The following is a 25,408-nucleotide window of genomic DNA, read 5'->3' as shown; positions in this document are numbered from 1 at the left end:
CCGCACGCGGGTGACGCGCTTTGCCGGGGGATACTGCGCTTGCCGTTTTGGCCCTACAATGCGCAGGCGAAGAAACCGCATGATCGGCCGTCAGGGTGCCGCGTTCATCGAACGTAGCGTCCGACATTCAAGCGGTTCCGCTGAATAACCAACAACATCCAACAGCACACATGAAAAGAAGAACATTTCTCGCGCTGCCCGCCGTGGCAGCGTCCGGCATGCTTGTCGGCTGCTCCAATTTCGGTCCCGTCACCAAGGCGTGGATGAAGGATTCGGAATACGACGAAACCTTGTCGACGTTCCTGATCACCGCGGACGGCAAGCAGCTCGTCGTGCTCGGCAAGAAATATCACTACATCTTCGAGATGCCGCCGAGCCTTGCAACGGTGCTCAACGCGCCCTATCGCCCCAAGATCCACACGGCGTTCAACGGTTTCGAGGCGCACGGCGACGAGATCACCGGTCGATACACGATGAGGCTGGACGACTCGGATGCGCCGACCGGCTCCGACGTGCGCGAGCGCGCGCTCGCGGATGGTTTCAAGCAGGAACGTGGCGACCTGACGTCGAAAGGCGCGATCAGCGGCAAGCGCTATCTGCCGAACGACGTCACGCCTTCGTCGGTCCCGCAGGCGTTCAATCGGCCGTACGAGGTCACGGTGACGGACAAGCTGACGGCTGTCGGCCGCGGCGCCAAGCTGGCGTTGTCGCCGATCGCGATGGCAGCCGATGGCGCGTTGGGCCTGCTCGGCCTCGCGCTGTTCCCGATCGCGCTCACCACATTCATCATCGTGGCGAGTTGAGGCCGAAACTCACGATGAAATCACCTGCCGGACACCTGTTCCGGATCGGCTGCGAGCTTACGCGACGCAGCAGAATGCATCGCTGAAATGAAACGAGCCGGTACGCCGCGGTGAATTACGGCGTACCGGCTCGTGTCGTGACGTCGCCGCATCAGACTTCATAGCGCACCGCATGCGCTTCGGTGGGCAGCGGCACATCCCAACGCAGCAGCATCGCCTCGAGCGCGCGGTTCGTCAGCGACGTGTCGCGCCGCGCGTTGCGGCGCAACAGTTCCGCGCGCGGCTGTTCGAGGTAGACGAGCGTCACGTCGGCGTGATACGCAAACAGCAGGTCGAGGGTCTTCTTGCGCATCAGCGGCGACAGGTTCGTCGCATTCCACACGAACGGTTGTTGCGCGCGCAACAGCACCTTCGCGGCGTCGACCGCGTGGTGTGCGACCGCGCCCTCGTTCTGCCCATGACGCAGCCCCAATGCATCGCGCGCATCGTCGAACGACACGACCGGCAGATCCGGATGATGCCGCGCCACCCACGTGTTCTTGCCCGACGCGGGCAGCCCTGACATCACGACGACCTGCGGGCCCGGTGTGCGAAACAGCGGATAGTCGGGATGCACGTCCGCGCCGCGAAAGTAGCTGAGCGCCGTGTGCGCATCGGCGAATGCACGCGGCTGGCCGTAGCAGCCCTCTTCCCGCGCCAGTTCGCGCAACAGTTCGATGTTGTCGAGCACGCGCGGCGTGTCGTCGCAGATGCGCCCGCGGATATCGGCTTCGGCAAGCAGGCACAGAAGCGGCAGGCTGACCTGCCACGACAGCTCGCGCGCGATGAACTCGGGCGTGCCGCGGCGCGACCCGCTCATCGCGAAGAACGGCACCTGGTGCACGGCGATCATCCGGCAGATTGCCTCGCGCACTGCGAACGGCACCCCGGCATCCCACAGTGCGATCCGCGCATCGATCGCGCCCTTGCGCGAGTGGCCGGGATGGCCGATCGCACCGGTAACGGGATCGACGACCGTCGTGCCATGCTTCGCGATGTCGTGCAGCAGCGCGGCCAGGAACACGATCTCCTGATCGGCACGCGACGCGGCCTGGTACTCGGGCAGCGCGAGCAGCGCATCGATCACCATCATCGTATGCGTCCACACGTCGCCTTCGCCGTGGTGCGCGGGCTCCTGCGGGGTCGTTTTCGCGTGTTCGAGCGCGGGAAATGCCGCGAGACACGCGTGATAGTCCGGCTGCCGGCCGGGCGCAGGCACGAGTGCCTGAAGGTGTTCGTATTTCATGATCAAGACTCCTCTCGAAACGGCGTACGGCCGTTCCGCATTCATGGGTTCGGGCGCGCGGCGGGGATCGATGCCCACGTGAGCGTCGGGCCTGGCGCATACAGGTCGACACCCGGCGCGAGCAGGTTCGGGATGAACGGCTGCTCCGAGTGATGGCGCGCCGATTCGAGAATGGCCTGCACGAAATCGTGGCGCACCCACTTCAGGCGCGCGGTCGTCGTGTCGTCCGTCTCGACCTTCACGTAGAGCCCTTCGGAACGCTCCGACTTGTCGCACTGCTGCCATGCACGCGCGAGGTCGAGCCCCTGCCGCCGCACCGTTTCCTCGAACGCGCGACGCCAGTCCGGCGTCTTCGCGAGCGATGGGCCGAGCATGGCCTTCAGGTCCGCGAGTCGCGCCGGCGCGATGCCTTCGTACAGCACGGGCACCGACAGCACGGGCCCGTCGGCGAGCAGCGCGCGACGCGCGGGTGTCGACAGGAAACGGCCCGTTGCGCGATCGAACACGTCGAATTCGAAAAAGTGATGCGGCAGCGCGTCGTAGAACACCGCGTGCTTCTTGCTCATCGTCTCGCCGTACATCACGTAGCGATCGCCGAGGCGATCGAGCAGCCAGCCCGCATGGGCGGCGGCCCAGGTCTTCACGAACCCGAACTGCCGCTCGCGGCCGCCGCCGGCCAGATAGTGGCCGCGTGACTGCAGCAGCAGTTCGCCCGCGGGGCTGAAGCTGATGCCCGTGTTCGCGCCGTCGAGCTTTTCCTCGACGACGAGATGCGCGCCCGCGAGGGTGCGATAGGGAACGTGGTCGTGACCTTCGTCGCCGTCCTGCAGGCGCGAGCCTTCGAGGTGCGGCGTGCGCGGGTAGCGGGCGAGGTCGAGCGATTGCGCGTAGGCGCGGAAATCCAGCGTCATGGTCTTTCTCCGGAAATATCAGAAAAAGCCGACGACGTGAACGAACGATGGGGTGTGCGTTGCGGTGTCAGTGCGTGTCCGGGCGCGGCCCTGCGATCACTGTTCCGGCGCCGCGAGGCAGACGGGAACGGGCAGGACGACACGCGGCCGGGACGGCAGTCGTCGGCGTATCAGGCGAAGGGACGAATGTTTGCGGGCACTTGGATCACCGATTCGATGAGGGTTCAGGGATGAAGCAGGCGGATGCTACGAAACGGCATGTGCGCTGTCAAGCGTGGTTGAGTACGGTCGCCTCGGTTGTCGGCGTGCGTCGAATGCTTGCTGTGGCGTGCCACGCGCGCCATCGACGTGTGAATGATCCGGATTCCTACTTGTGTGTTTTTCGCCACATCGAGCCGTGATTCGATGGGCAACGCCGCGCTCCCCGCTTGTTGCGCGCGTCGCATGCATGCTAGAGTCGCCGCCATTCCGATCAACCCCTCACTCGCAAGGAGAAAAAATCATGACGTCACGCCAGCACTCCTCCCGTCGCGGGTCGTAGTTCGGGTTTTTCGCGTCCGTTCGTCTCATCGTTCACGCCAAGCAGCACCTCGTATCGCCGTCACGGCGATGAGCCGGGTCGTTCCGATCCGGTCGTGCCGCCCTCTTCCCGACTTCCGATGTCGGGCAGCGCCTGTGTGCACTGCCCGCGCCATGGCCCGCCGTTCTTCCTTTTCATCGAACGGAAACCTCCATGGGCAATTCCATGCAATACCTGGGCGAGCGCATCACGTTGTGCGCTTGCGCCACCACCTGGATCGAAGGTGAGGCCATCCGGCAGCTCGAACACGCTGCCACCCTCCCCGGCATGCGGCGCGTCGCCGGCATGCCCGATCTTCACCCCGGACGCGGCTACCCGGTGGGCGCCGCGTTCTTCTCGACGGGCCGGCTGTATCCGGCGCTGATCGGCGGCGATATTGGCTGCGGGATGGCGCTGTGGCAAACCGCGCTCGATGCGCGGCGCGTCAGTGCGTCGAAGCTCGCGAGCCGGCTCGGCTCGATCGACGCCACGCCCGATACAAGCTGGCAGCCGTTCGTCGCGGCCGCCGGGTTCGCGGATCACGCATACGCGGCATCGCTCGGCACGATCGGTAGCGGCAATCATTTCGCGGAGGCGCAGCGGATCGACGCGGTGTACGACACCGATGCCGTCGCGGCGCTCGCCCTCGATCCCGATCGCCTGCTGCTGCTCGTGCATAGCGGATCGCGCGGCTTCGGCCAGTCGATCCTCGAGCAACACATGCGCGAGCACGGCTACAACGGCCTCGTCGACACGGATGCCGCCGTCACGGCGTACCTCGCGCGTCACGATGCGGCGTTGCGCTACGCCATCACGAATCGCGACCTGATCGCGCGGCGCATGCTGGCGCGCTGGCGCACCGACGGCCGGTGCGTGCTCGACGTGAACCACAACCTGGTGAGCCGCGCGAGCGTCGACGGCGAGCCGGGCTGGCTGCATCGCAAAGGCGCGACGCCGGCCGATGCGGGGCCGGTCGTCATTCCCGGGTCGCGCGGCGACTACAGCTACCTCGTCGCGCCGGTGCGGCCCGACGATGCGGCCAGCCTGGCGTCGCTGGCGCACGGTGCGGGCCGCAAGTGGGCGCGCGGCGATTGCAAGGGGCGTCTCGAACGGCGCTTCACGCCGTCGCAGCTCACGCGCACGCCGCTCGGCAGCCACGTGATCTGCGAAGACCGCGAACTGCTGTACGAGGAAGCGCCGCAGGCCTACAAGCCGATCGACAGCGTCGTCGACGCGCTCGAAGCGGCCGGGCTGCTGCGCAAGCTGGCGCGGCTCGCGCCGGTGCTGACCTACAAGACGTCCGGGGAGGCTGGCCGATGCTGATGCAGATTTCTTCGGCACACGGCCCGCTCGAGTGCCAACTGGCCGCGGCCAATGCGTTGCGGCGCCTGCAGGCGGAAGCCGATGCGCAGCACGTCGTCGTCACCGTGCTCGATGCGCAGCCGGGCGAACGCTCCGGCACGCTGCGTTCGGCGCTGCTCGACCTCGACGGCGAAGGTGCGCAGGCGCTCGCGGATCGCTGGACGGGCACGCTGCAATGGATTTGCGCGAGCCCGTACCGGTTGCGCCATCCGCGCAAGAACTGGTTCATCGGCGTCACGCGCTGCGCCGACGCTCAGCCGCTGCCGGATGGCGATGTGCGGTTCGAAGCGATGCGCGCACGCGGGCCGGGCGGCCAGCACGTGAACAAGACGAGCTCCGCGATTCGTGCGACCCATGTCGCGACCGGCTTGTCGGTGCGTGTGGAAAGCGAGCGCAGCCAGCACGCGAACAAGCGCCTGGCGCTGCAGTTGCTGCAGGTTCGCCTGCAGCAGGAGGCCGACCGTCACGCGTCCGAGGCGCGCCGGCAGCGGCGGATGCAGCACTTTGCGCTGGAGCGCGGCAACCCCGTGCGCGTGTTTTACGGGGCGGCGTTCGTGCCGGCCGACTGAGCACGAGCGCCTGGCCGCCGGTGGCTTTCGCGCTGGCGGCCACGTAATCCGACTCATGGTTTTCCCGGCCTGCCGGTTGCGCGAGCGCGCCATCGGCTGCGGTGCATGACCGCGCGCCAGGCAGGCTGCACCGGCCTGCCGCGTGCATGCCGGCTGTCGCGTGTTCCGCACCCTTTCTGCGCAGGAAAGGACGCTTGAAGCATCCGCAATTATCACGTGCCGCGGATTTGCCCACCATGTGTCGAACGATCGGGACAGCCCGCCTATTCGGCCCTTTCACTGGACTCGCGATGCCTGCCGCCACGTCGTGCGACCGGATGCAGCGCGCCGGTCGCGAACGGCCGGGCCTCGCGCCACGGCGTATCGATAATCAGGAGACACGATGAACAGCCATTCCCTCGATCTCGGCGGCAACGCGGGCGGACCCGCGTCCGCACGACCGGCGGCCGCTGCCACTGCCGCCGGCGGCGATGCGTCGGCCCGCCCCGCCCGCCGCGTCACGCTCGGCGATTTCATGGACGACCTGCCGGTCGGCGCGTTGCACCGGTTCGTCGTCTGGGTGATCGGCATCGGGCTGTTCTTCGACATGTACGAGATCTTCCTCGTCAGTACGATCGGTTCCGCGTTGCAGAACGAATACGGGCTGAGCCGGCAGAGCACCGATTTCAAGCTGCTGCTGGCATCGGCGTTCATCGGCATGTTCGTCGGCGCGATGTGCCTCGGCAGCCTCGCCGACCGCATCGGCCGGCGCAAGGCGTTCCTGCTGACGCTCACGTGGTACAGCGCCTTCTCGCTGGTCGGCGCGTTTTCGGTGAATGCCGACATGCTCGTCGCGTGCCGGTTCCTGACCGGCATCGGCGTCGGCGCGATCTATCCGGTTGCGGACAGCTTCCTGTCCGAGATCCTGCCGAAGGAAAAGCGTGGCAGGCTCGCCGCGTGGGCCTATACGACTTCCTACGTCGCGGTGCCGCTCGTCGGGTTTCTTGCGCTGTGGTTGAACCCGCTTCATGTCGGCGGCGTGGCCGGCTGGCGCATCATCCTCGCGATCGGCAGCCTCGGCGCCGTGTACGTGCTGTTCGTCCAGCATCGGCTGCCGGAGAGCCCGCGCTGGCTGCTCGCGCAGGGTCGCACCGCCGACGCGCATGCGGCATTGCGGCGCTTCGCGGAAGGCACTGGCGTGCGCGCGCCCGAGCAGTTCGCGGAGCCGGTCGAGCCGCAACGGCCGCTCGGGCTTGGCGAGCGTATCGCGCTGCTGCGAGGCGAACCGTACGGCGCGCGCTACGTGATGCTCGCGATCTTTCACCTGTTTCAGGGCTTCGGTTATTACGGGTTCGGTACGCTGGCCGGCACGGTCGTGAAAAGTCGCGGCTTCGACGTGACGGACAGCACGCTGTTCATCGCGCTGTCGTTCATCGGCTATCCGATCGGCTCGCTGCTGTCGATTCCGCTGCTCAACTGGATCGAGCGCCGCACGCTCGTGATCGTGTCGATTCTGTCGATCGCCGCGTTCGGGCTGTGCTTCGCGTATTCGGGTAATACCGTGCTGATCGTCGGCTTCGGGTTTCTCACAACCTGTGCGTCGAACGTGTTCAGCAACGCGTATCACGTGTATCAGGCGGAGATTTTCCCGGCGCGCGTGCGCTCGACGGCGATCGGCAGTACCTATGCGCTGTCGCGCATCGTCAGCGGGGTGTTGCCGTTCGTGTTGTTGCCGGTGCTTGGCAGTTATGGCGCGGGTGCGATGTTCGGGGTGATCTCGGTCGCGCTCGGTATCGTCGCGGTCACGCTGCGGGCGCTCGGGCCGCTGACCACGCGGCGCAGTCAGGATGAGATCAATCCGGTTTGAGCGGGTGTCGCCGAGGGGGCACGGAAACGCGCTCCCTCGTCACGATGGATGTTTCGCGGTATCCGTCGCTTGCCGATGCATTGAAGTCGTTCGGAGTACCGGGAAGCACACGCTCGACGCAACCTCAGATATCGACCGTGATCGACCGCATGACAACCCCTGTACCGCCGGCCATCAATCGCGAGATCTTGCCACCGTCGACATCAAGGAGGACCTTGACGACGCTCGGCGAAGGTTGCGGCATCAAGTGCCCTTGCTCAATGGTGATTTCCGTGTCGCCTGCCCCCATCCGCTCGTACAGCAAGCACGCCAGCGGCCCGGCTGCGGTTCCTGTCGCCGACTCCTCGGCAATGCCGAAACGCGGCGCGAACATGCGGGCGCCTGCATGACGACCGGGTATTTTCGTCGTCGTCGAGAATACGTAATAGCCAATCAAGTCAAGATCGTCGCTGATCGATTCAATCGCGTGCGGGTCCGGACGAATCGCCGCCACGGACTGCTCGTCGGGCAATGCAATCATCAGAAAGCTGTTGCCGGTGTTGACGACGGTCGGGCTTTCGACACCATGGATCCGGGCAGTCGATACGCCCAGCGATTGAGCGATTTTCGCGGAGAACGGGGAGTCCGCTTCGATTGAGCGATAAGTTGGGGAACGCTGCTCCATTAGAACGGTGTCGCCATCGATCACGATGTCTCGGCATCCGTCGATCGTCTCTTTCGACGACTTGCCGTCACCTACCCTGCCGATTGCGCTCAAGAGGGAAAATGTGGCGATCGTGGCATGGCCGCAATGCGCGATCTGCCGCGTCGGCGTAAAGAATTCCAGCTTGATCGTCGCAATATCCGATTTCGACACGAACGCGGTTTCCGACAATGCGGCCTGCTGCGCAACACGCAGCTTCTGGCCTGCGGTCAGCGCATAGGCATCGATCACCACGCCCGCGGGATTGCCCCCGGCTTTTCCGTCCGTCAAAGCGTTGACGATCTGAACTTCAACTCGCACCAGTCCTCCCGATGAACGAACCTCAAACGAAGCGCGACGAACACATGCGTTCGTATCATTGATCGGCGATCTTACGTTTGGCGCCGACTGACTGCAACCGCCCAAGGCGGCGCAATCGGCAGAGACCTGCCAACCGGTACTTTCCTGCCTAATCGTTGCTCGTGGTGGGGCGGCAACCATACAAGCTTCGAGTCGCCCCGTTCGCCATCCTCGTTCAGTTGGCTTTGGCAGATGGAATCTTGTGAATTCCCGACGCGTCCTGTCGAAGACCGGAACTGGAGGCAGCCCCGCCTCACCTTGCCGACATGAAATCGAACAGCTTCGCGATATCGGTCGTCAGCACGGCGCCGGCCTTCACCCCCACCCACAGCGTTCTCGTCGCCCACGCGTCGTCGAGCTTCACGACCCCGAGCCGCGCCGCGCGCTCGCCGGTCACCGCATCGCGCGGCAGGATGCCGATGCCGAGCCCCGCCTCGATCATCCGGCTCACGCCGTCGAAATTCGACACCTGGATGCGCAGCTTCAGCGAGCGCTCGACCGCGAACGCCGCGTCGGTCATGCGCGCGAGCAGCGAGCTGCCGTCGCTGAGCCCCACGTAGTCCTCGTCGAGCGTATCCGCGAAGCGGATGCTGCCGCGCGCGGCGAACCGGTGCGTGCGCGGCACGAGCAGCACGAGTTCGTCGCGCCGGTACAGCCGCCGTTCGATGCCGGGGGCCGGCACGTTGTCGGCGAACACGCCGAGATCGGCCTTGCCGGACGCGAGCGCGTCGACGATCTCGTGGCTCAGCCGCTCCTCGAGGCTCACCTTGATGCCCGGATGGTCGGTGAGGAACGCGGCGAGATCGGCGGGCAGGAACTGGACGATCGCGGACGTGTTGGTCCATACGTGGATGTGGCCGCGCACGCCGGCGACGTAATCGCTCATCTCGTGCGCCATCCGGTTGACCTGCTCGATCACCTTCGCCGCATGGTCGAGCAGCGCGCGGCCCGCAGGCGTCAGCTCGACACCGCGCGCATGCCGGACGAACAATGCACTGCCCGTCACGCTTTCCAGCTCGGCGATGCGCTTGCTGACCGCGGACAGCGTGAGCTGGCCGTGTTCGGCCGCTTTCGTCAGGCTGCCGTGCTCGGCGACGAGCGCGAACACGCGCAGCGACTGCAGATCGAAATGAAGCGGATTCACCATGTCGTGGGTCCTGGGAAGGCCGTGCCGGCGCCCGCCGTCGGCACGGCGGCCTGACGCCGATCATACGCCCGGCCGCCCCCGCGCGATAAGGCGCGCCTAGCGCGGCGCGATCGACAGCAAGGCGGTGAGCATCGCACCGTCCGGCTTCGCGAGATCATCGAGCACGTCGAAGTGCTGCATGCCGGGCAGCCCAACGTGGGCGCTCCGCTCTCCCGCCGCTTCGCACGCCGTCGCGTAGTCGTGTGCTTGCCGCACGAGTTCGGGCAGCTCGGCTTCGCCGACCGCCACCACCGTCGGCGCGCCGGGCCCGACATGGCGCAACGGGCTGTACGCGTCGACTTCGTGCGCGGTGAGCTGCAGCTTGTCGTTCAAGCAGCACAGCGAGATCGGTTCGAGATCGACGAGCGGACTGATCGCGAGCGCCGACACGACGGCCGGATGCGCGCGGTGCACGGCCGTCAGGTGGCCGCCGGCCGAATGGCCGCTCAAGTGGATCGGCCGCTTCGCGGTGCCGAGGCCGTCGGGATCGTTCGCCAGGTAGTCGAGCAGCGCGCCGATCTCGCCGACGATGTCGGTCATCGTCGCGATCGGCGCGAGCGTGTATTCGGCGAGTATCACGTCGAAACCGCGCGCGAGCGGCCCGCTCGCCGCATAGGCGAAATCCTCTTTCGCGCAATGCTGCCAGTAGCCGCCGTGAACGAATACGAACAGCGGCGCATCGGGCTGGCCGCACGACAGCCAGTCGAAACGCTGCGCGGGTTGCGCGCCGTAACGCAGGTCGCGCCGGACGGACGCGGTTGCATAGAGCGCTGCGCTGCGCGCCTGCATCGACGTCAGCAACGCGGGGAAATCGGGTACCACCTTCGTGTTCAGATAAGCGGCGTCGAGTGCCGCGCGGTCCATGCCGCGATAGAGGATCGTCATCGGGAATTGCCTGGGTCGGGTTGCGGAAGCGCGGACGCGAGCGTTGCGTCCGTTGCGAAGGCGGCTTCTCAGTCGCCGATGCCTGCATTATCCGCAGCGCGGCACGGGCCGGCTATCCGGAATCGGCGAGCGCGGAAACCGGCTGTCCGATTTCGGCGGGAGATCGGCGCGGCATGCAGTCGCACCGTGATCAGGTCCGCACGCGTGAGGGCGAAGCGGCGAGACGACGCGGTGATGCGCCGGTGCTCAGATCAACTCGGAGATCTCGATCAGGTTCAGGTCAGGATCGCGCACGTAGACCGACCGGATCTTCTGCGTCGCGCCCGTGCGCTCGACCGGCCCTTCGACGATCGGCCAGTCGACGCGCTTCAGGTGTGCAATCACGTCGTCGAGCGGCACCGACGCGATGAAGCACAGGTCGAGCGCGCCGGGCACCGGCACGTGCGCTTTCGGTTCGAACTCCGCGCCGCGCACGTGCAGGTTGATCTTCTGGTTGCCGAAGCGGAAGGCGATCCGGCCCGCGCCGAAGGTTTCGAGCTGCATCTGCAGCACCTCGGTGTAGAAATGCTTCGTCCGGTCGGGATCGACGCAGGTCAGCACGAGATGGTCGAGGTGATCGATCAGCGCCATGAGGTTCGCTCCTGTTCGTGGTTCATGAGAACGCGCGTTGCGCGGGCATGTCGCCGGCGTCCGCGCGCGGCGGCGGATGCAGGTCCGAGCGGCGCCCGGCTTTCAGGATCTGGCTCGGCACGTCATGACCGATCAGCGCGGGCAGCCGTGCCGACGCGGCCAGCACGGCCGCGAGATCGATGCCCGTGTCGTAGCCGTCGAGTTCGAGCATGTGCACGAGTTCTTCGGTGCACGCATTGCCGGTCGCCCCTGGCGCGTACGGGCAGCCGCCGAGGCCGCCGAGCGACGCGTCGAAGCGGTCGATCCCGGCATCGAGTGCCGCGAGCGTGTTCGCGAGCGCCATCCCGCGCGTGTTGTGGAAGTGCAGCGTGAGCTGCAGCGCGCCGAAGCGTTCGCGTGCCCGTGCCGACAGGTCGCGCACCTGCGACGGAAACGCCATGCCCGTCGTGTCGCACAGCGTGAAGCCATGCACGCCGAGATCCGCGAAGCGCTGCATCCACGCGAGTACGCCTTCGGCTGCGACATCGCCTTCCATCGGGCAGCCCATCGCGGTCGACAGCGACACGTTGATCGCGACACCGGTGCCGCGTACCGCGTCGATCACGTCGCGCAGTTGTGCGAACGACTGCTCGCGCGTCATCCGCAGGTTCGCGCGGTTGTGGCTTTCGCTCATCGACATCACGAGGTTCACTTCATCGACGCCGCACGACAGCGCGCGCTCCGCCCCGCGCACGTTCGGCACGAGCACCGTATAGACGACACCCGGTGCGCGCGCGATGCCGTGCATCACGGCCTCCGCGTCGCGCAACGCGGGGATCGCCTTCGGCGACGTGAACGACGTGACCTCGATCTTCGCGTAGCCGCACGCGCTCAGCGCATCGACGAGCGCGATCTTGTCGTCGGTGTCGACGAAGGCTGCTTCGTTCTGGAAACCGTCGCGCGTTGCGACTTCGTGGAGGTAGAGCCGTTTGCGTTGCCAGATCATGTTGTCTGCTCCTGTTTCCGCATCTCAGATCACGCCGCGCGTGCGCCAGTCGCCGCGCGTCGCCGCATCGATACCGAGCGATTCGAGTACCGCGTCGGTATCCGCGCCGAGCGCGGGCGCCGCGTGTTCGATGCGCCCGGGCGTCGCGCCGAGCTTCGGCACGATGCCGGGCACGAGCACCGGCGTACCGTCGGGCAACGCCGCATCGACGAGCATGTCGCGGGCGCGGTAATGCGGATCCGCTGCGATGTCGGCCACGTCGTAGATGCGCCCGGACGGGATGCGCGCGTCGTTCAGCGCGGCCAGCACGGCGTCGAGATCGTGCTGCGCGCTCCATTCGCCGATCGCCGCGTCGATGCGTTCGACCTGCGCGACGCGCCCGTCGTTGTGCGCGAGCGCGGGATCGTTGCCGAGATCGGGCCGGCCGATCAGCTCCATCAGGCGCCGGAAGATGCTGTCGCCGTTGCCGGCGATCAGTGCGTACTTGCCGTCACGGCAGCGGTACGCGTTGGTCGGCGCGATGCCGGGCAGGCTGCTGCCGGCCGCCTCGCGCACGGCGCCGAACGCCGAGTATTCGGGCAGCAGGCTTTCCATCATGTTGAATACCGACTCGTACAGCGCGACGTCGACGACCTGCCCGTGGCCGCCCTGCTGCTCGCGATGCCGCAGCGCGAGCAGCACGCCGATCACGCCGTGCAGCGCCGACAGCGAATCGCCGAGCGAGATGCCGACGCGCACCGGCGTGCGGCCGGGCTCGCCGGTCAGGTGCCGCAGGCCGCCCATTGCCTCGGCGATCACGCCGAAGCCGGGGCGGTCGCGGTACGGGCCCGTCTGCCCGAAGCCCGACACGCGCAGCATCACGAGCCCCGGGTTGATCGTGGACAGCGCGTCCCAGCCGAGCCCCCAGCCCTCGAGCGTGCCGGGCCGGAAGTTCTCGATCAGCACGTCGGTTTCCGCGACGAGACGGCGCACGACGTCCTGCCCTTCGGGCGTGCGCAGGTCGAGCGTGAGCGAGGTCTTGTTGCGCGACTGCGCGGCCCACCAGACCGAGGTGCCTTCATGCAGCAGCCGCCATTTGCGCAGCGGGTCGCCGAGCCCGGGCGGCTCGACCTTGAGCACGTCGGCGCCGAATTCGGCGAGCATCCGGCCCGCGAACGGCCCGGCGATCAGTTGGCCGAGTTCTAGCACGCGAATGCCGTCCAGGGGGCGTGTCATGGCTGTCTCCGATGCAATCGTGGTGTCGATGAAGGCGATCATGACCGCGTTCGCGCCCGGCGAAAATCGATCGATGCTCAACCCGCCTTTCCGTTTCGGAAAGGCGCGCGTCGCGCCCGTCATGCACGCGTTGCGTCAGCCTTTCCATCCGGGAAAGCGCGCTCGCGCAACGGGCAAACGACGGCACGCGCGCCGCCGGCAGAATCGAACCCGTTCCGCGCCCGCCGGGCGCCTGTCAGCGAGACCCGCCATGTTTTCTGCTTCCTCTCCCGCGAAGATCGTGTTTCTCGACCGCGCGACGCTGTCGCCGCACACCGTGCTGAAGCCGTTTCCGTTCCCGCACGTATTGCAGACCTTCGAGCGGACGGCCGCGCACGAGACGGCCGCGCGCATCCGCGACGCGGACATCGTCGTGACCAACAAGGTGCGGCTCGACGCGGCAGCGCTTGCCGGTGCGCGACGCCTGCGGATGATCGCGATCGCCGCGACGGGCACCGACATCGTCCATCTCGACGCGTGCGCGGCGCACGGCATCGTCGTGAGCAACATTCGCGGGTATGCGGTCCGCACGGTGCCCGAGCACACGTTCGCGCTGATCTTCGCGCTGCGCCGCAGTCTCGTTGCATACCGCGACGCGGTGCGTGCGGGGCGCTGGCTCGACAGCGGGCAGTTCTGTTTTTTCGATCATCCGATTCGCGACCTGGCCGGCTCGACGCTCGGGATCGTCGGCGACGGCGTGCTCGGGCGCGCGGTGGCCGGCATCGCCCGCGCGCTCGACATGCGGGTGCGGTTCGCGGCGCACGGCGATGCGGCGGGGGACGACTACGTGCCGCTCGACACGCTGCTGCGCGACAGCGACGTGATCACGCTGCACTGCCCGCTCACGCCCGCGACGCGGCACCTGATCGACGCGGCCGCGTTCGCGCGGATGGCGCGCCGGCCGTTGCTGATCAATACCGCGCGCGGCGGGCTCGTGGATGAAGGTGCGCTCGTCGACGCATTGCAGTCGGGGCAGATCGCGGGCGCGGGGTTCGACGTGGTCACGCAGGAGCCGCTGCCGGCCGCGCATCCGTTCCACGCGATCCTGTCGCATCCGGCCTTCATCCTGACGCCGCACATTGCGTGGGCGAGTGACGAAGCGATGCAGGCGCTCGCCGATCAACTCGTGGACAACGTCGCCGCGTTCGTGGATGGCGCACCGCGGCACGTGGTGTGACGTGCGTGGCGCAAAGTGCGGCGGGAGGTCATTTGAACCGCGCAAACAGAACGGCCCCGCTCGATGGCTCGAAGCGGGGCCGGCAGAATGTGGGGCTGCTTACGCCAGCGACTCGGCACGTTACGGGTTCGTGCATCCGCCCTATCTTGCGGCCGGTTTCTGAATTCCTGATGGGCTCTACTTTAAGGAATCCAGACGACCAACGATATAGGACAAGTCCGAAACTGAATGGGGCCAATTCTGGAAACGGCCGTTTCGATCGCGGTGCGCCGCGACCGACGCAAAGCTCAGTAAGCGGACATCTCGACGCAAGGATCGACCTTGGACGGCGAGCAGATGACCGAGTATTTGGCGCTCTCGCGCATCAGCGCTTCGCCTTCGTGCAGCGCGATCTTGATCTCGGGGTGACGCTCGTACGCGAGGAAGGCCGAGCACACGACGGCGGACATCACGACGAGGGAAAACACAAATTTTTCAAGGGTTTGGAAACGTTCAGGCATGGTTCGACCTATCTCTTAGGCCGTGATTATATCTCGAAATAAGGGTTTTCCCTATAATCGGGCCCGCATACCGAGGATGCGTTCGGTCTTTGGGGCAGGTGTTCGCGCCCCTTTTTCGGTGAATCGGTGTCGAACGCGGGTCGCGCCGGTCGATTGGCGCCACCGCGCTGGCCGTGGTCGTACCTGCACGGGGCGATGGTCATCGATGGCTTGAAGAAACGGGGCGATTGCGGCCCGCAGGGACGAAGCCGCGTGCCCGCGGAATCAGGGCACGCCGCGCCGCCGACGCGTCACTGCGGCGCCGACGCCCCGCTCGCGGCATTGCCCGGCCACGCCTTGCCGATTTCGTCGACCAGCGACTTCGCGGTGCCGGTGACGATCGCCGCGTCGACGCCGGACGTCTGCCACGCGCCGTCGGCGGCCTGCACGAAGGTCAGGTTCGCGCGCGAAGGCTTGTAGTCGGCATTGCGCCACGTGACGACGACGTCGCACGAGTAGGTGCGATCGCCGAGCTTCTTGCAGTCGCCGTCGGGTTTCGCCGACACGACATCGGCCGAGACGGGCAGCGGCTGGCCGAACAGCGCGTTCAGGCCGCCGTGGTTTTCCGCCTCGAGCGCGCGGCGCACGGCGGCGTCGACGTCGCTCGAGCCGGGGCCGTCGTGGAGCAGGTTGCAGGCAGCCAGCAGCGTCGATGCACCGGCGAGTGTCAGCAGCGTGTGGAACTTCATGGATTTTCGTAATCGGGTGAACGCCGCGTAGTCTGCAACGTCCGCGCGCGGTGCGCGGTATCCATTTGTAACCAATTGCACGGAGGCGCGCGGCATCGCGTGCCCGTGCGGCGCCCTCGCCTATTGCCGCTCCTGCTTCACGCGGCTGACGAGCTGCGTCGGGCTCACGAACTGCAGCGCGAGCACGACCCATACGAGCGTGATGGCCATGTAGATCATCGCCATCGCGTCGATCGACTGCGGCGCGCGCACGCCGGTCGAGAACACCGCGTAATACAGCGCGACGACGAGCGTCTGCGTGCTCGGCCCCGCGGTGAAGAAGGTCAGCTCGAACATCCCGATCGTGCGCACCAGCACGAGCAGCCCCGCCGCGAGCATGCCGGGCACCAGCAGCGGCAGCAGCACGTAGCGGAAATAGCGCCACGTGTTCGCGCCGAAGATCCGCGCGGCGGCTTCGAGGTTCGGATCGATCTGCTCGATGAACGGCGTCATCACGAGGATCACGAACGGCAGCGCCGGCACGAGGTTCGCGAGGATCACGCCGGGCAGCGTGCCCGCGAGCCCGACCTTGTACATCACGGTGGCCATCGGGATCCCGTACGTGACGGGCGGCACCATCAGCGGCAGCAGGAACACCAGCAGCGCGAAGCGCTTGCCGCGAAACGGCACGCGCGCGAGCGCATACGCGGCCGGCACGCCGAGCGCGATCGACAGCAGCACGACCGCGCCGACGACCTCGACCGTCACCCACAGCACGCTCGCGAGCTGGAAGTCTTCCCACGCCTTCGCATACCAGTGCAGCGTAAAGCCTTGCGGCAGCGGCGTGCCGAACCAGCGGGTCGCGATCGAGTTCACCGCGACGGTCGCGATCAGCAGCATCACGTTCAGCAGGAAGAACGCCATCAGCCCCCACACGAGCGCCTTCCAGACGCGGCCGGCGAGATTGCTTGTCATCTTCTGCGGTTTCCTCGCGTCGACGGGCTGCGCATCGGGCGCATCGGGCGTGCCGTGCTTCGGCGGCCAGGTGCGCGCGGCATGATTGTCGGTCGCCATCAGCCCTTGCCTCCCGTCACCGCGCCCGCATAGAAGAAGCGGCGCGCGCCGAGCATCGACGCGACCACCAGCAACTGTACGAAACCCATCACGATCGCGATCGCCGACGCCAGCGAATAGTCGTAGCTCTCGAACGCGGCTTCCGCCGCCGCGATCGAGATCACGCGCGTGGGCCCGGCCGGCGCGCCGAGCAGCACGGCCGACGGAAACACCGAGAACGCCTGCACGAACGACAGGCATGCGGCCATCGTGAGCCCCGGCACGAGCAGCGGCAGGTAGATCTGCCGGAACTGCTGCCACGGGTTCGCGCCGAGCGTTGCCGCTGCGCGCGCGAGCGTCGGATCGATGCCGCTGATGTACGACAGCATCAGCAGGAACGCGAACGGAAAGCCCGACACGATCAGCGACAGCAGCACGCCCCAGTAGTTGTGCGTGAGGCGCACTTCGTCGGTGTACAGGTGCAGCCCCTGCAGCGCCTGCGGGAACCAGCCGTTCGGCCCGAAATACGTGAGCATCCCGTCGGCGACGAGCACCGTGCCGAGCGTCACGGGAATCACGAGCAGCGTCGTGACGAACTTCTGGTACGGCGAATGGCGGCGCAGCGCGAACGCGACGGGCACCGCGATCCCGACGTTGAGCAGCGTCGCCGGCACCGCGAGCTTCAGCGTGACGAGCACGGTCGGCCACATCGCCGTGTCGGTGAAGAACTGCACGTAGTTCGCGAGCGCGCCGCCGCCGTTCATCGGCTGGAACGACAGCACGAGGCCGTACGCGAACGGATAGATGAACAGCGCGACGATGAACGCGAGCGCGGGCGTGACGAGCCAGGCTTTCGCGTCGCGCGGCGTGCCGCCGGATGCGGCCGTGCTCATGCGGCCTCCCGGTATGACGGCGCGGCGGCTGCGCCGCTCATGTCGGCGCTCCCGGGTAGACGAGCGTGCGGGACGGCGCAACGCGCAGCCGCAGCGGCTCGCCTTCCGTGAATTCGCCGGCGACGCGCGCCCAGATCGGGCCGAATGGCGTGACCGCGCGGATCAGCGAATCGCGGCCGCCGTACTCGACCGTTTCGATGGTCGAGTCGAACGCGTTCGTATTGTCGCCCGCATCGTCTGCCCGCTCGATGTCGTCGGGGCGCAGCGCGACCACGACCTCCTTCGCATCGAAGCCGGCCATCGGCACGCCCGTGACGCGCACGCCACCGGCCGCGACCGTCACGTAATCGCCGGCCATGCCTTCGAGCGTGAACGGCAGCACGTTGCGATAGCCCATGAAGCGCGCGACGTGCAGGTTGTGCGGGCGCGTGTAGACGTCCTTCGGCGTCGCGACCTGCTGCACGACGCCCTCCTTCATGACGACGATGCGGTCGGCCATCGATAGCGCTTCATCCTGGTCGTGCGTCACGTAGATCGTCGCGCGTTCGAGCTGCGTGTGGATGCGGCGGATCTCGGCGCGCATCTCGATGCGCAGCTTCGTGTCGAGGTTCGACAGCGGTTCGTCCATCAGCACGAGCGGCGGCTCGATCACGATCGCGCGCGCAATCGCGACGCGCTGCTGCTGCCCGCCCGACAACTGCCCGGGCAGCTTGCCCTCGTGGCCGACGAGTTGCACGAGTTCGAGCGCCTGCTGCGCGCGCCGTCGCGTTTCCTGCTTCGGCACGCCGCGCATCTTGAGGCCGAAGCCGACGTTGTCGAGCACCGACATGTGCGGAAACAGCGCGTAGTTCTGGAACACCATCCCGAAGCCGCGGCGCTCGGGCGGCAGCACGTCGATGCGCGTGTCGTCGAGCCAGATGCCGCCGCGCGTGAGCGGCTGCAGCCCCGCGATGCAGTTGAGCGCGGTCGACTTGCCGCAGCCCGACGGGCCGAGCAGCGCGATGAATTCGCCGCGCCGGATCTCGAGATCGAGCCCGTTCAGCGCGGCGACCTGCGCGCCTTGCGCATTGGTGAAGCTGCGGCACACGCCATCGAGCCGCAGCCGTTCGAAACTGTGCTTCATTGCGCGAACTCCCTCGACGCGGGCGCCGCGGCGCCCGCCGGTTCATGCGTCACTTCGACTTCTGCGAACCGATCTCGCGATCCCACTTCTGGAACGCGGCGACCATCGCCTGCGCGTTGAGCGGCTGCACGTGCGGGCGATCCGCGAGCAGCTTCGCGTACTCGGGGCGGCCGAATTTCTTGATCACTTCCTGGCTGTGCGCGGGCGCCATCTCGAGCGTCACGCCCTTTACCGCCGGGCCCGGATAGAAGTAGCCGTCGTCGTAGGTCATCGCCTGTTGCGCCGGTTCGAGCAGGAAGTTCATCAGCTTGAACAGCACGTCGAGCTTTTCCTTCGGCACGCCCTTCGGGATCACCATGTAGTGCGCGTCGTTGACCCACGTCATGTTGTCGAACGCCTGGACCTTGAATTCCGCCGGCACGATGCCGAGTGCGCGCGGGTTGAGGTCCCAGCCGGTGACGGTCACGGTCATGTCGCGCGTGCCCTCGCCGAGTTCCTTCATCACCGCCGACGTGCCGCCCGGGTAGTACGGCACGCAGTCGTTCAGCGCCTTGAGGAACGCCCAGGTCTTGTCCCAGCCGTTGATCGGATCCTGCGGATTCTTGTCGCCGAGCACGTACGGCAGCCCCATCAGGAACGTGCGGCCGGGGCCCGAGTTCGCCGGGCGCGCATAGATCAGCTTGTTCGGGTGCGCCTTGCACCAGGCGAGCAGCTGATCGGGTGTCTTCGGCGGGTCGCTGACTTTCGCCGGGTTGTATTCGAGCAGCGGGCCGGCCGGCATGTAGGCGACTTCGAGGCCGTAGCCCTGCGCGAGATCCTGCATCTTGCGCGGGCCGGGCGCGTACTTGTCGAGCACGCCGGGGAGCGCGGCCGCGTCGTCGGGCAGCAGCTTGCGCCACAGGTTCTGCTCGATGCCGGCGGCCAGCGCGTCGGTGCCCGTCAGCACGAGGTCGATGTCGGCGCGCCCCGCCGCCTGCATCGCCTTGATCTTGCCCGGCAACTGCGGCGCGGGCGCGTTCGTGAACGTGACGTTCGAGACGAGGTTCGGGTTCTTGTCCTTGAAGGCTTCGATGGCCTTCTGCGTGAGCTGCAGGTTGCCCGCGACATCGACGATGTTCAGCGAGACGGGGGCGGCGATGGCTGCCGTAGCAGACAGCGCGAAGCCCAGGGCAAGTGCGATCCGGCGGACACGGCGAGCGATCGGGGTGGCGTTCATGTCTCCTCACTTCGGTCGGTGGATGGGACCTTTCTTTTCAGGAAATCATGACGGCGTTATACGATGTCGGTCAACAAAAAACCACGGCGTGCGGGGCGGGACTTTCCCTGACAAACAGCTTCCGTTTGTTGACGATTTGTGTGTCGGCCGCTGCTGTGGCGTCGTGCCACGTAGATTGGGCTGCGTGTTAAGACGTCGTATCTCGGCGGGCGGCGAAATGGAATCGGTTCGGGGCTGCAGCGCGACCCGACGGTGACGGCGCGCGCGCCGGGTACCCGGTCGGGCGCGGCGCGTGGAAGGCAGGAATATTCAGTCAGTCAGGCGGCGCCGAGTGCGGCCACCTCCCCGATCAACCGCTCGGCATCCTGCCACTCGCCATATCCCGACGCAGGGTTCAAATGCCCGACCTCCCCCAGATCGACGAGCTGGCTGCCCCAACTGGCCGCCAGCGACTCGATGCGTTCGAAACCCGCGAGCGGGTCGTTGCGGCTCGCGGCGACGATGCTCGGAAACGGCAGCCGTTCGGTCGGTATCGGCGTCCAGCCGTTCGCGGCGATCGCATCGGGCGCCGGATAACCGGCGGGCATCGGCGACTCGAGATCGGCCGGCGTCGCGAGCAGCGCGCCGTGGATCTGGCGCGTGGCCCGGCGCGCCCAGTGCACGGTAATCATCACGCCCGCGCTGTGCGCGACGAGGATCACCGGGCCGTCGATCTCGGCCAGCGCCGCATCGAGCGCCGCGACGCGTGCGGCGCGGCTCAGCTTGTCGGCTTCGAGCGGCGGGACGGCGCGTGCGTTCGGCAGGCGTCGTTCGAGGTGCGTCTGCCAGTGGTCTTCGACGTGGTCGCGCAAGCCGGGCACGATCAGGATGGTGGGGGTGGTCGTCAGGGTCATGCAGTCTCCGAAGCGTTCAGGAAAGGTGGGACGCGCGCCGTTCGCGTTCGACGCGCGCGAGGTCGGCCACATAGCTCGCGCGTCCGATTGCGAACAGCGCGGCGGCCATGAGCGGCACGACCGGAATCCATTGCAGTGCGCCGACGAGCCCGGCGCGATCGGCGACCCACCCCGTCAACAGCGGGCCCGGCGCCATGCCGAGCAGGTTGTTGGCGAGCGTGAGCGTCGCGAACGCCGACGCGTGGATCGCGGCCGGCGTCAGGTTCGCGACCATCGCGCCCGACGCACCGGATGCGCCCGCGCCGACCAGCATCCCCGCGCAGATCAGCGCGAGCTGCAGCGGCCCGGGCGGCAGCCGGAACGCAATCGCGAGGCACACGCCCGTGAGGACGCAATACGCGATCGCGGTCAGCCACTTGCGCTTGCCGTCCATCTTGCCGACGCGGTCGGTGACGATCCCGCAGCCGACCATCCCGACGCCCGCGAGCAGCACGAAGCCGGCCGCGAGCACCGCCGCGCGGTCGGGCGCCATCGCGTAGTAGCGATTCAGGTAGCTCGGCAGCCATGCGAACAGCGCGCCCGGCACGAACAGGTGCAGCCCGCTGCCGAGGTACGCGCAGATCACCGAACGCGACGCGAACAACCCGGACATCAGCGCACGCACGTTGCCGCGCAGGTCGCGCGGCGCGCCGGTGTCGCGCCGGCACGGTTCGATCCGATACGCGGCGAGCCGCCGTTCGGTCACGACGCAGCGATACGCGACGAGCAGCACGATGCCGAGCGCGGCCATCACGCCGAACGACCAGCGCCAGCCGAGATGCGCACCGACCAGCCCGCCGAGCGCCATCCCGAACACGGAGCCGAATGCGCCGCCGGCCATGAACGCGCCGGTCAGCGTCGCGCGCAGCCGTGCCGGAAAGATGCTGAGGATCAGCGCGACGCCGACACTGCCGTACGCGGCTTCGCCGAGCCCGACGAGGCCGCGTGCGACCAGCATCTCCGCGTAATTCGTCGACAGCGCGCAGCCGAGCGTCGCGATGCTCCACAACGCGGCCATCAGCACGATGCTGCGTACGCGCCCGAAGCGGTCGGCGAGTACCGACAGCGGGAACGTCAGCAGCCCGACCAGCAGCGCGACGACGCCGGACAGCGAACCGAGCTGCGTGTCCGACAGCCCCCACGCGTGCTTGAGCAACGGGAATATGGCATTGAGCACCTGCCGCGACATGTAGTCCGACAGCAGCAGGCCGACGGTCAGCCCGAACACGAGCCACGCATACGCGGGCGCGCGCCGGCCGGCGGCGGCGACGTCCTGCATCGACGGCTCGACTTGATGGATCAGCATGCGTGTCTCCTCCGGCGCCGGAGGTCGTGCTCCGGCGCGGCTTGCGTGGCCCCGCTCCGTTGACCGGAGTCCGCTCCCGCGCGCTGCGCAGGGGTGGTGCCACGCCACAACGGTCGGCGGGCGGCGGCCGTGACGACCGCCTGCCCGGATGCGCGGCGCGTCAGGCGGCCCGCAGCGGCACGTTCACCTGGCCGGCGCGGCGGTTCGGCGCCATCCCGAGGTGCGCCAGCGTCTCGTCGATGCCGTCGTACTGCACGCCGATCCGGTAGATCGCCTTCGCCTCCTTGCCGGTGGCGATGTCGCGGCCGAGTTCGCGCGCGATCCGCACGCACTGCTCGACCTGCTGCACCGACGTCATCCGGTTGCCCTTCTGGTCGATGATCGTGTCCTCGATCCCGCAGCGCGGATGCAGGCCCAGCGCCATCGCGACCGTGTTGATCGGCAGCACGTTCTTCATCAGCGATTCGAGCGTGATGCACGCGCCGTCCGGGCAGCGCCGCACGAATTCCATGAAGTTGTACGGATTCGGGCCGTCGAAGCCGCCGCCGATGCCCACCCACGTGACGTTCAGCGGGCCGCGATAGACGCCGCGGCGGATGATCCGCTCGAGCGTTTCCAGCGCGTGCATGCCGGTGAGCTGGAAATGCGGCTGGATGCCGGCCGCCTGCAGGCGGCGCAGGTGTTCGTCGACCCAGCCGGGGCCGGCCGGCACGGTCATCTCGCGGTACGCGTCCCAGTAAGCGGCTTCGTTCAGCGACGTGCCGGCGATGTCGCGGCGGTCCATCAGCTCGGTGATGTTCATCTGGACGGTGTTGATCGCGACCGTCACCTGGTCGGGCTTCGGCGTCAGCTCGGCGAGCATGTGGCGCGTGTCGTCGGACAGCCATTTCGCGTCGGCGCCCTCGCCTTCCGGCGCGAACGAGATCGAGCCGCCCACCTGCAGGATCATGTCGGGCACCGCCTCGCGCAGCCGGCCGAGCAGTTCGTTGAACTTCGACAGCCGCTTGCTGCCCTTGCCGTCGAGCTCTCGCACGTGCATGTGCAGCACCGTCGCGCCCGCGTTGTAGCAGTCGACGGCCTTCTGCACGTGCTCGTCCATCGTCACCGGAATGTCTTCGGGAAAGTCGGCCGGCATCCATTCGGGGCCGTACGGCGCGACCGTGATGACAACCTTGTCCTGGTTTTCCGGGTGCAGCGAATCGTCGAGAAATTGCATGTCGTCCTCCAGTGGAAATCGTTGTATTGCGGGTACGGGCGTGCGTATCCCGCCGCGCCGGGCGGCGGGCCCGGCGCGTTGCATGGGGTTTCAGAGATGGGCTACGGTGTTGGCGGGCTCAGAACGGCACGTCGCCGACGATGCCCGCGCGCTCCATCTGGCGCACGCACGGCGGGTAGTCCATCACCGCGTAGTGCTGGGTGCTGCGGTTGTCCCAGATCGCGACGCTGTGCTTCTTCCAGCGCCAGCGCACCTGGTACTCGGGGATGTACGCCTGGCTGATCAGGTATTGCAGCAACTGGCCTGCGCCGGGATTCGCGTCCTGCCCGACCCGCACGCGCGCCGGCGTGTGGAAGTTCGTGAAATGCGTGGTGAACGCATTCACGTACAGCACCTTCTCGCCGGTTTCGGGATGCGTGCGCACGACCGGGTGCTCGGCGTCCGGGTACTGCGCCTTCAGCGCGAGGCGCTTGTCGATCGGCATCGCCGCGCCGAAGCTCGCCTCGATGCTGTGGCGCGCGCGCAAGTCGTCGATCTGCTGCTTCACGTGCTCCGGCAGGCGCTCGTATGCGAGCACCATGTTCGCCCACATCGTGTCGCCGCCAACCGGCGGACCGTCGATGCAGCGCAGCACGCAGCCGAACGGCGGCGCCACGCGCCAGCTCGCATCGCTGTGCCACGCATTCTCGTAGCGGTCGTTCGGCTGGTCGGGCGACTTGTAGATCCGCACGAGCCCCGGGTGCGCGGGATCGCTGCCGGCCACCGGATGATCCTCGAGCTCGCCGAAGCGCCGCGCGAACGCGACGTGCTCGGCGCGCGTGATGTCCTGGTCGCGCAGGAACAGCACGCGATGCCGGAGCAGTTGCGCACGGATCTCGGCGAACAGGCCGTCGTCGTGCACGGCGTCGGCGAGGCTCACATCCAGCAGTTCCGCGCCGATCGCGCAGGTCAGGGGTTCGACTCGCATGCGCGTCTCCTCAGACGATGAACACCGACGAACCGGTCGTCTTGCGCGATTCGAGATCGCGATGCGCCTGTGCGGCATCCTGCAGCGCGTAGCGCTGGTTGATCTCGATCCGGATCCGGCCGGCTGCGACGTGTGCAAACAGTTCGCCGGCCAGGTCGTTCTTCTCGGCCGGATCGGCAATGTAGTCGGCCAGCGCCGGGCGCGTCAGGTATAGCGAGCCTTTCATCGCGAGGCGCTGCGGATCGAACGGCGGAATCGGGCCCGACGCGGTGCCGACGCACACCATCAGCCCGCGCCGCTTCAGCGAATCGAGCGAGCCTTCGAAGGTGTCCTTGCCGACGCTGTCGAACACGACGTCGACGCCCGCGCCGCCCGTCAGCTCGCGCACGCGCTTCGCGACGTCCTCGCGGCTGTAGTCGATCGTATGGTCGCAACCGTGTGCGCGGGCGATTTCGGCCTTGTGCGCGCTGGAGACCGTGCCGATCACCGTGAGCCCGAGCAGCTTCGCCCATTGCGACACGATCAGCCCGACGCCGCCGGCGGCCGCGTGCAGCAGGATCGTGTCGCCCGGCGCGAACGCGTGGATGCGGCGCAGCAGGTAGGCCGACGTCAGGCCGCGCATCGTCATCGCCGCGGCCGTTTCGCAAGAAATGCCGGCCGGCAGCCGCACGAGCGGCGCGGCGGGAATCAGCCGTTCGGTGCTGTACGCACCGAGCGTGTTCAGGAAGCCCGTGTAGGTCACGCGGTCGCCGACGGCGACGTTCGTCACGCCGGGGCCGACCGCTTCGACCACGCCGGCCGCCTCGACGCCGAGGCCGGCAGGCAGCGGCACCGGATACAGGCCGCTGCGGAAATACGTGTCGGCGAAATTCAGGCCGACCGCGTCGTGCCGCAAGCGCACCTGGCCGGGACCCGGGTCGCCCACGTCGACTTCCTCCCAGCGCAGGACCTCGGGGCCGCCGGTTTCGTGGAATCGCACTGCATGTGCCATCTTTGTTCTC

The 25,408-nt window shown here is 67.4% G+C and carries 24 protein-coding genes; 5 read left to right on the top strand and 19 right to left on the bottom strand.

What is annotated here, in order from left to right; all coding sequences use genetic code 11:
* Nucleotides 1-95: 95 nt before the first annotated feature.
* A complete protein-coding gene (locus CFB47_RS10110) occupies nucleotides 96-803 on the top strand; it encodes a 5-formyltetrahydrofolate cyclo-ligase (protein ID WP_256946674.1) in 708 nt (235 codons plus the stop codon).
* A 151-nt stretch (nucleotides 804-954) separates the two neighbouring features.
* On the opposite strand, the gene CFB47_RS10105 is transcribed toward CFB47_RS10110, so the two are convergent.
* Together CFB47_RS10105 and CFB47_RS10100 are read right to left on the bottom strand one after the other, a co-directional pair.
* Nucleotides 955-2,088: an AAA family ATPase gene (locus tag CFB47_RS10105; RefSeq protein ID WP_089461083.1), complete on the bottom strand. Its 1,134-nt coding sequence runs from the start codon at nucleotides 2,086-2,088 to the stop codon at nucleotides 955-957.
* A gap of 41 nt (nucleotides 2,089-2,129) precedes the next feature.
* Nucleotides 2,130-2,999, bottom strand: a complete 870-nt coding sequence (locus CFB47_RS10100; protein ID WP_089461082.1) for an RNA ligase family protein — start codon at nucleotides 2,997-2,999, stop codon at nucleotides 2,130-2,132.
* A gap of 733 nt (nucleotides 3,000-3,732) precedes the next feature.
* On the opposite strand from CFB47_RS10100, the gene CFB47_RS10095 reads away from it, so the two are divergent.
* From CFB47_RS10095 to CFB47_RS10080, 3 genes are all read left to right on the top strand, one after another.
* Complete coding sequence (locus CFB47_RS10095; RefSeq protein WP_089461081.1) at nucleotides 3,733-4,881, top strand: RNA ligase RtcB family protein; 1,149 nt, start codon at nucleotides 3,733-3,735, stop codon at nucleotides 4,879-4,881.
* Nucleotides 4,875-5,489: a peptide chain release factor H gene (prfH, locus tag CFB47_RS10090; protein WP_089461080.1), complete on the top strand. Its 615-nt coding sequence runs from the start codon at nucleotides 4,875-4,877 to the stop codon at nucleotides 5,487-5,489. Before CFB47_RS10095 ends, prfH begins: the two co-directional genes overlap by 7 nt.
* Nucleotides 5,490-5,871: 382 nt before the next feature.
* Nucleotides 5,872-7,335 carry an MFS transporter gene (locus CFB47_RS10080; protein WP_089461079.1) on the top strand — a complete coding sequence of 488 codons (1,464 nt, stop codon included), beginning with the start codon at nucleotides 5,872-5,874 and terminating at the stop codon, nucleotides 7,333-7,335.
* 124 nt (nucleotides 7,336-7,459) lie between these two features.
* On the opposite strand, the gene CFB47_RS10075 is transcribed toward CFB47_RS10080, so the two are convergent.
* The 6 genes from CFB47_RS10075 to CFB47_RS10050 form a co-directional block, all read right to left on the bottom strand.
* Complete coding sequence (locus CFB47_RS10075) at nucleotides 7,460-8,338, bottom strand: PhzF family phenazine biosynthesis protein (RefSeq protein WP_089461078.1); 879 nt, start codon at nucleotides 8,336-8,338, stop codon at nucleotides 7,460-7,462.
* A 292-nt stretch (nucleotides 8,339-8,630) separates the two neighbouring features.
* Entirely contained in the window at nucleotides 8,631-9,524 is an 894-nt protein-coding gene (locus CFB47_RS10070; protein WP_089440120.1) for a LysR family transcriptional regulator, read from the bottom strand.
* A 96-nt stretch (nucleotides 9,525-9,620) separates the two neighbouring features.
* Nucleotides 9,621-10,448 (bottom strand): alpha/beta hydrolase, encoded by an 828-nt coding sequence (locus CFB47_RS10065; RefSeq protein WP_089461077.1) that lies wholly within the window; start codon nucleotides 10,446-10,448, stop codon nucleotides 9,621-9,623.
* Nucleotides 10,449-10,694: 246 nt separating this feature from the next.
* Entirely contained in the window at nucleotides 10,695-11,078 is a 384-nt protein-coding gene (locus CFB47_RS10060) for a VOC family protein (protein WP_089440118.1), read from the bottom strand.
* Between the two features lie 22 nt (nucleotides 11,079-11,100).
* Complete coding sequence (locus tag CFB47_RS10055; RefSeq protein ID WP_089440117.1) at nucleotides 11,101-12,063, bottom strand: hydroxymethylglutaryl-CoA lyase; 963 nt, start codon at nucleotides 12,061-12,063, stop codon at nucleotides 11,101-11,103.
* Between the two features lie 24 nt (nucleotides 12,064-12,087).
* Nucleotides 12,088-13,278: a CaiB/BaiF CoA-transferase family protein gene (locus CFB47_RS10050; RefSeq protein ID WP_089461407.1), complete on the bottom strand. Its 1,191-nt coding sequence runs from the start codon at nucleotides 13,276-13,278 to the stop codon at nucleotides 12,088-12,090.
* 250 nt (nucleotides 13,279-13,528) lie between these two features.
* On the opposite strand from CFB47_RS10050, the gene CFB47_RS10045 reads away from it, so the two are divergent.
* Nucleotides 13,529-14,494, top strand: a complete 966-nt coding sequence (locus CFB47_RS10045) for a D-2-hydroxyacid dehydrogenase (RefSeq protein WP_089461076.1) — start codon at nucleotides 13,529-13,531, stop codon at nucleotides 14,492-14,494.
* 287 nt (nucleotides 14,495-14,781) lie between these two features.
* Here the strand turns inward: CFB47_RS10045 and CFB47_RS10040 are convergent, their stop codons facing one another.
* From CFB47_RS10040 to CFB47_RS09990, 11 genes are all read right to left on the bottom strand, one after another.
* Nucleotides 14,782-14,994: a hypothetical protein gene (locus tag CFB47_RS10040; protein ID WP_006497261.1), complete on the bottom strand. Its 213-nt coding sequence runs from the start codon at nucleotides 14,992-14,994 to the stop codon at nucleotides 14,782-14,784.
* A 290-nt stretch (nucleotides 14,995-15,284) separates the two neighbouring features.
* Nucleotides 15,285-15,722, bottom strand: coding sequence for a hypothetical protein (locus tag CFB47_RS10035; RefSeq protein WP_089425443.1), 438 nt, complete (start codon nucleotides 15,720-15,722; stop codon nucleotides 15,285-15,287).
* Between the two features lie 120 nt (nucleotides 15,723-15,842).
* Nucleotides 15,843-16,775 carry an ABC transporter permease gene (locus tag CFB47_RS10030; protein ID WP_089461075.1) on the bottom strand — a complete coding sequence of 311 codons (933 nt, stop codon included), beginning with the start codon at nucleotides 16,773-16,775 and terminating at the stop codon, nucleotides 15,843-15,845.
* Nucleotides 16,775-17,647 (bottom strand): ABC transporter permease, encoded by an 873-nt coding sequence (locus tag CFB47_RS10025; protein ID WP_089461074.1) that lies wholly within the window; start codon nucleotides 17,645-17,647, stop codon nucleotides 16,775-16,777. Before CFB47_RS10025 ends, CFB47_RS10030 begins: the two co-directional genes overlap by 1 nt.
* Nucleotides 17,648-17,684: 37 nt before the next feature.
* The gene (locus CFB47_RS10020; protein WP_089461073.1) at nucleotides 17,685-18,770 is read right to left on the bottom strand and encodes an ABC transporter ATP-binding protein; all 1,086 of its coding nucleotides are present in this window, start codon (nucleotides 18,768-18,770) and stop codon (nucleotides 17,685-17,687) included.
* A 49-nt stretch (nucleotides 18,771-18,819) separates the two neighbouring features.
* Nucleotides 18,820-19,986 carry an ABC transporter substrate-binding protein gene (locus CFB47_RS10015; protein ID WP_089461072.1) on the bottom strand — a complete coding sequence of 389 codons (1,167 nt, stop codon included), beginning with the start codon at nucleotides 19,984-19,986 and terminating at the stop codon, nucleotides 18,820-18,822.
* A 317-nt stretch (nucleotides 19,987-20,303) separates the two neighbouring features.
* The gene (locus CFB47_RS10010; RefSeq protein ID WP_089461406.1) at nucleotides 20,304-20,879 is read right to left on the bottom strand and encodes an alpha/beta hydrolase; all 576 of its coding nucleotides are present in this window, start codon (nucleotides 20,877-20,879) and stop codon (nucleotides 20,304-20,306) included.
* A 16-nt stretch (nucleotides 20,880-20,895) separates the two neighbouring features.
* Entirely contained in the window at nucleotides 20,896-22,224 is a 1,329-nt protein-coding gene (locus tag CFB47_RS10005; RefSeq protein ID WP_089461071.1) for an MFS transporter, read from the bottom strand.
* A gap of 160 nt (nucleotides 22,225-22,384) precedes the next feature.
* Nucleotides 22,385-23,440, bottom strand: a complete 1,056-nt coding sequence (locus tag CFB47_RS10000; protein ID WP_089456235.1) for a 3-keto-5-aminohexanoate cleavage protein — start codon at nucleotides 23,438-23,440, stop codon at nucleotides 22,385-22,387.
* A gap of 118 nt (nucleotides 23,441-23,558) precedes the next feature.
* Complete coding sequence (locus tag CFB47_RS09995) at nucleotides 23,559-24,407, bottom strand: TauD/TfdA family dioxygenase (RefSeq protein WP_089461070.1); 849 nt, start codon at nucleotides 24,405-24,407, stop codon at nucleotides 23,559-23,561.
* Between the two features lie 10 nt (nucleotides 24,408-24,417).
* Nucleotides 24,418-25,398 carry a quinone oxidoreductase gene (locus tag CFB47_RS09990; RefSeq protein WP_089461069.1) on the bottom strand — a complete coding sequence of 327 codons (981 nt, stop codon included), beginning with the start codon at nucleotides 25,396-25,398 and terminating at the stop codon, nucleotides 24,418-24,420.
* Nucleotides 25,399-25,408 lie beyond the last annotated feature (10 nt).

The organism is Burkholderia sp. AU27893, from assembly GCF_002223205.1.
Classification (GTDB): Bacteria; Pseudomonadota; Gammaproteobacteria; order Burkholderiales; family Burkholderiaceae; genus Burkholderia.
Note: the sequence above shows the minus strand (reverse complement) of the source record. Positions and strands in the feature narration are given on the sequence as shown.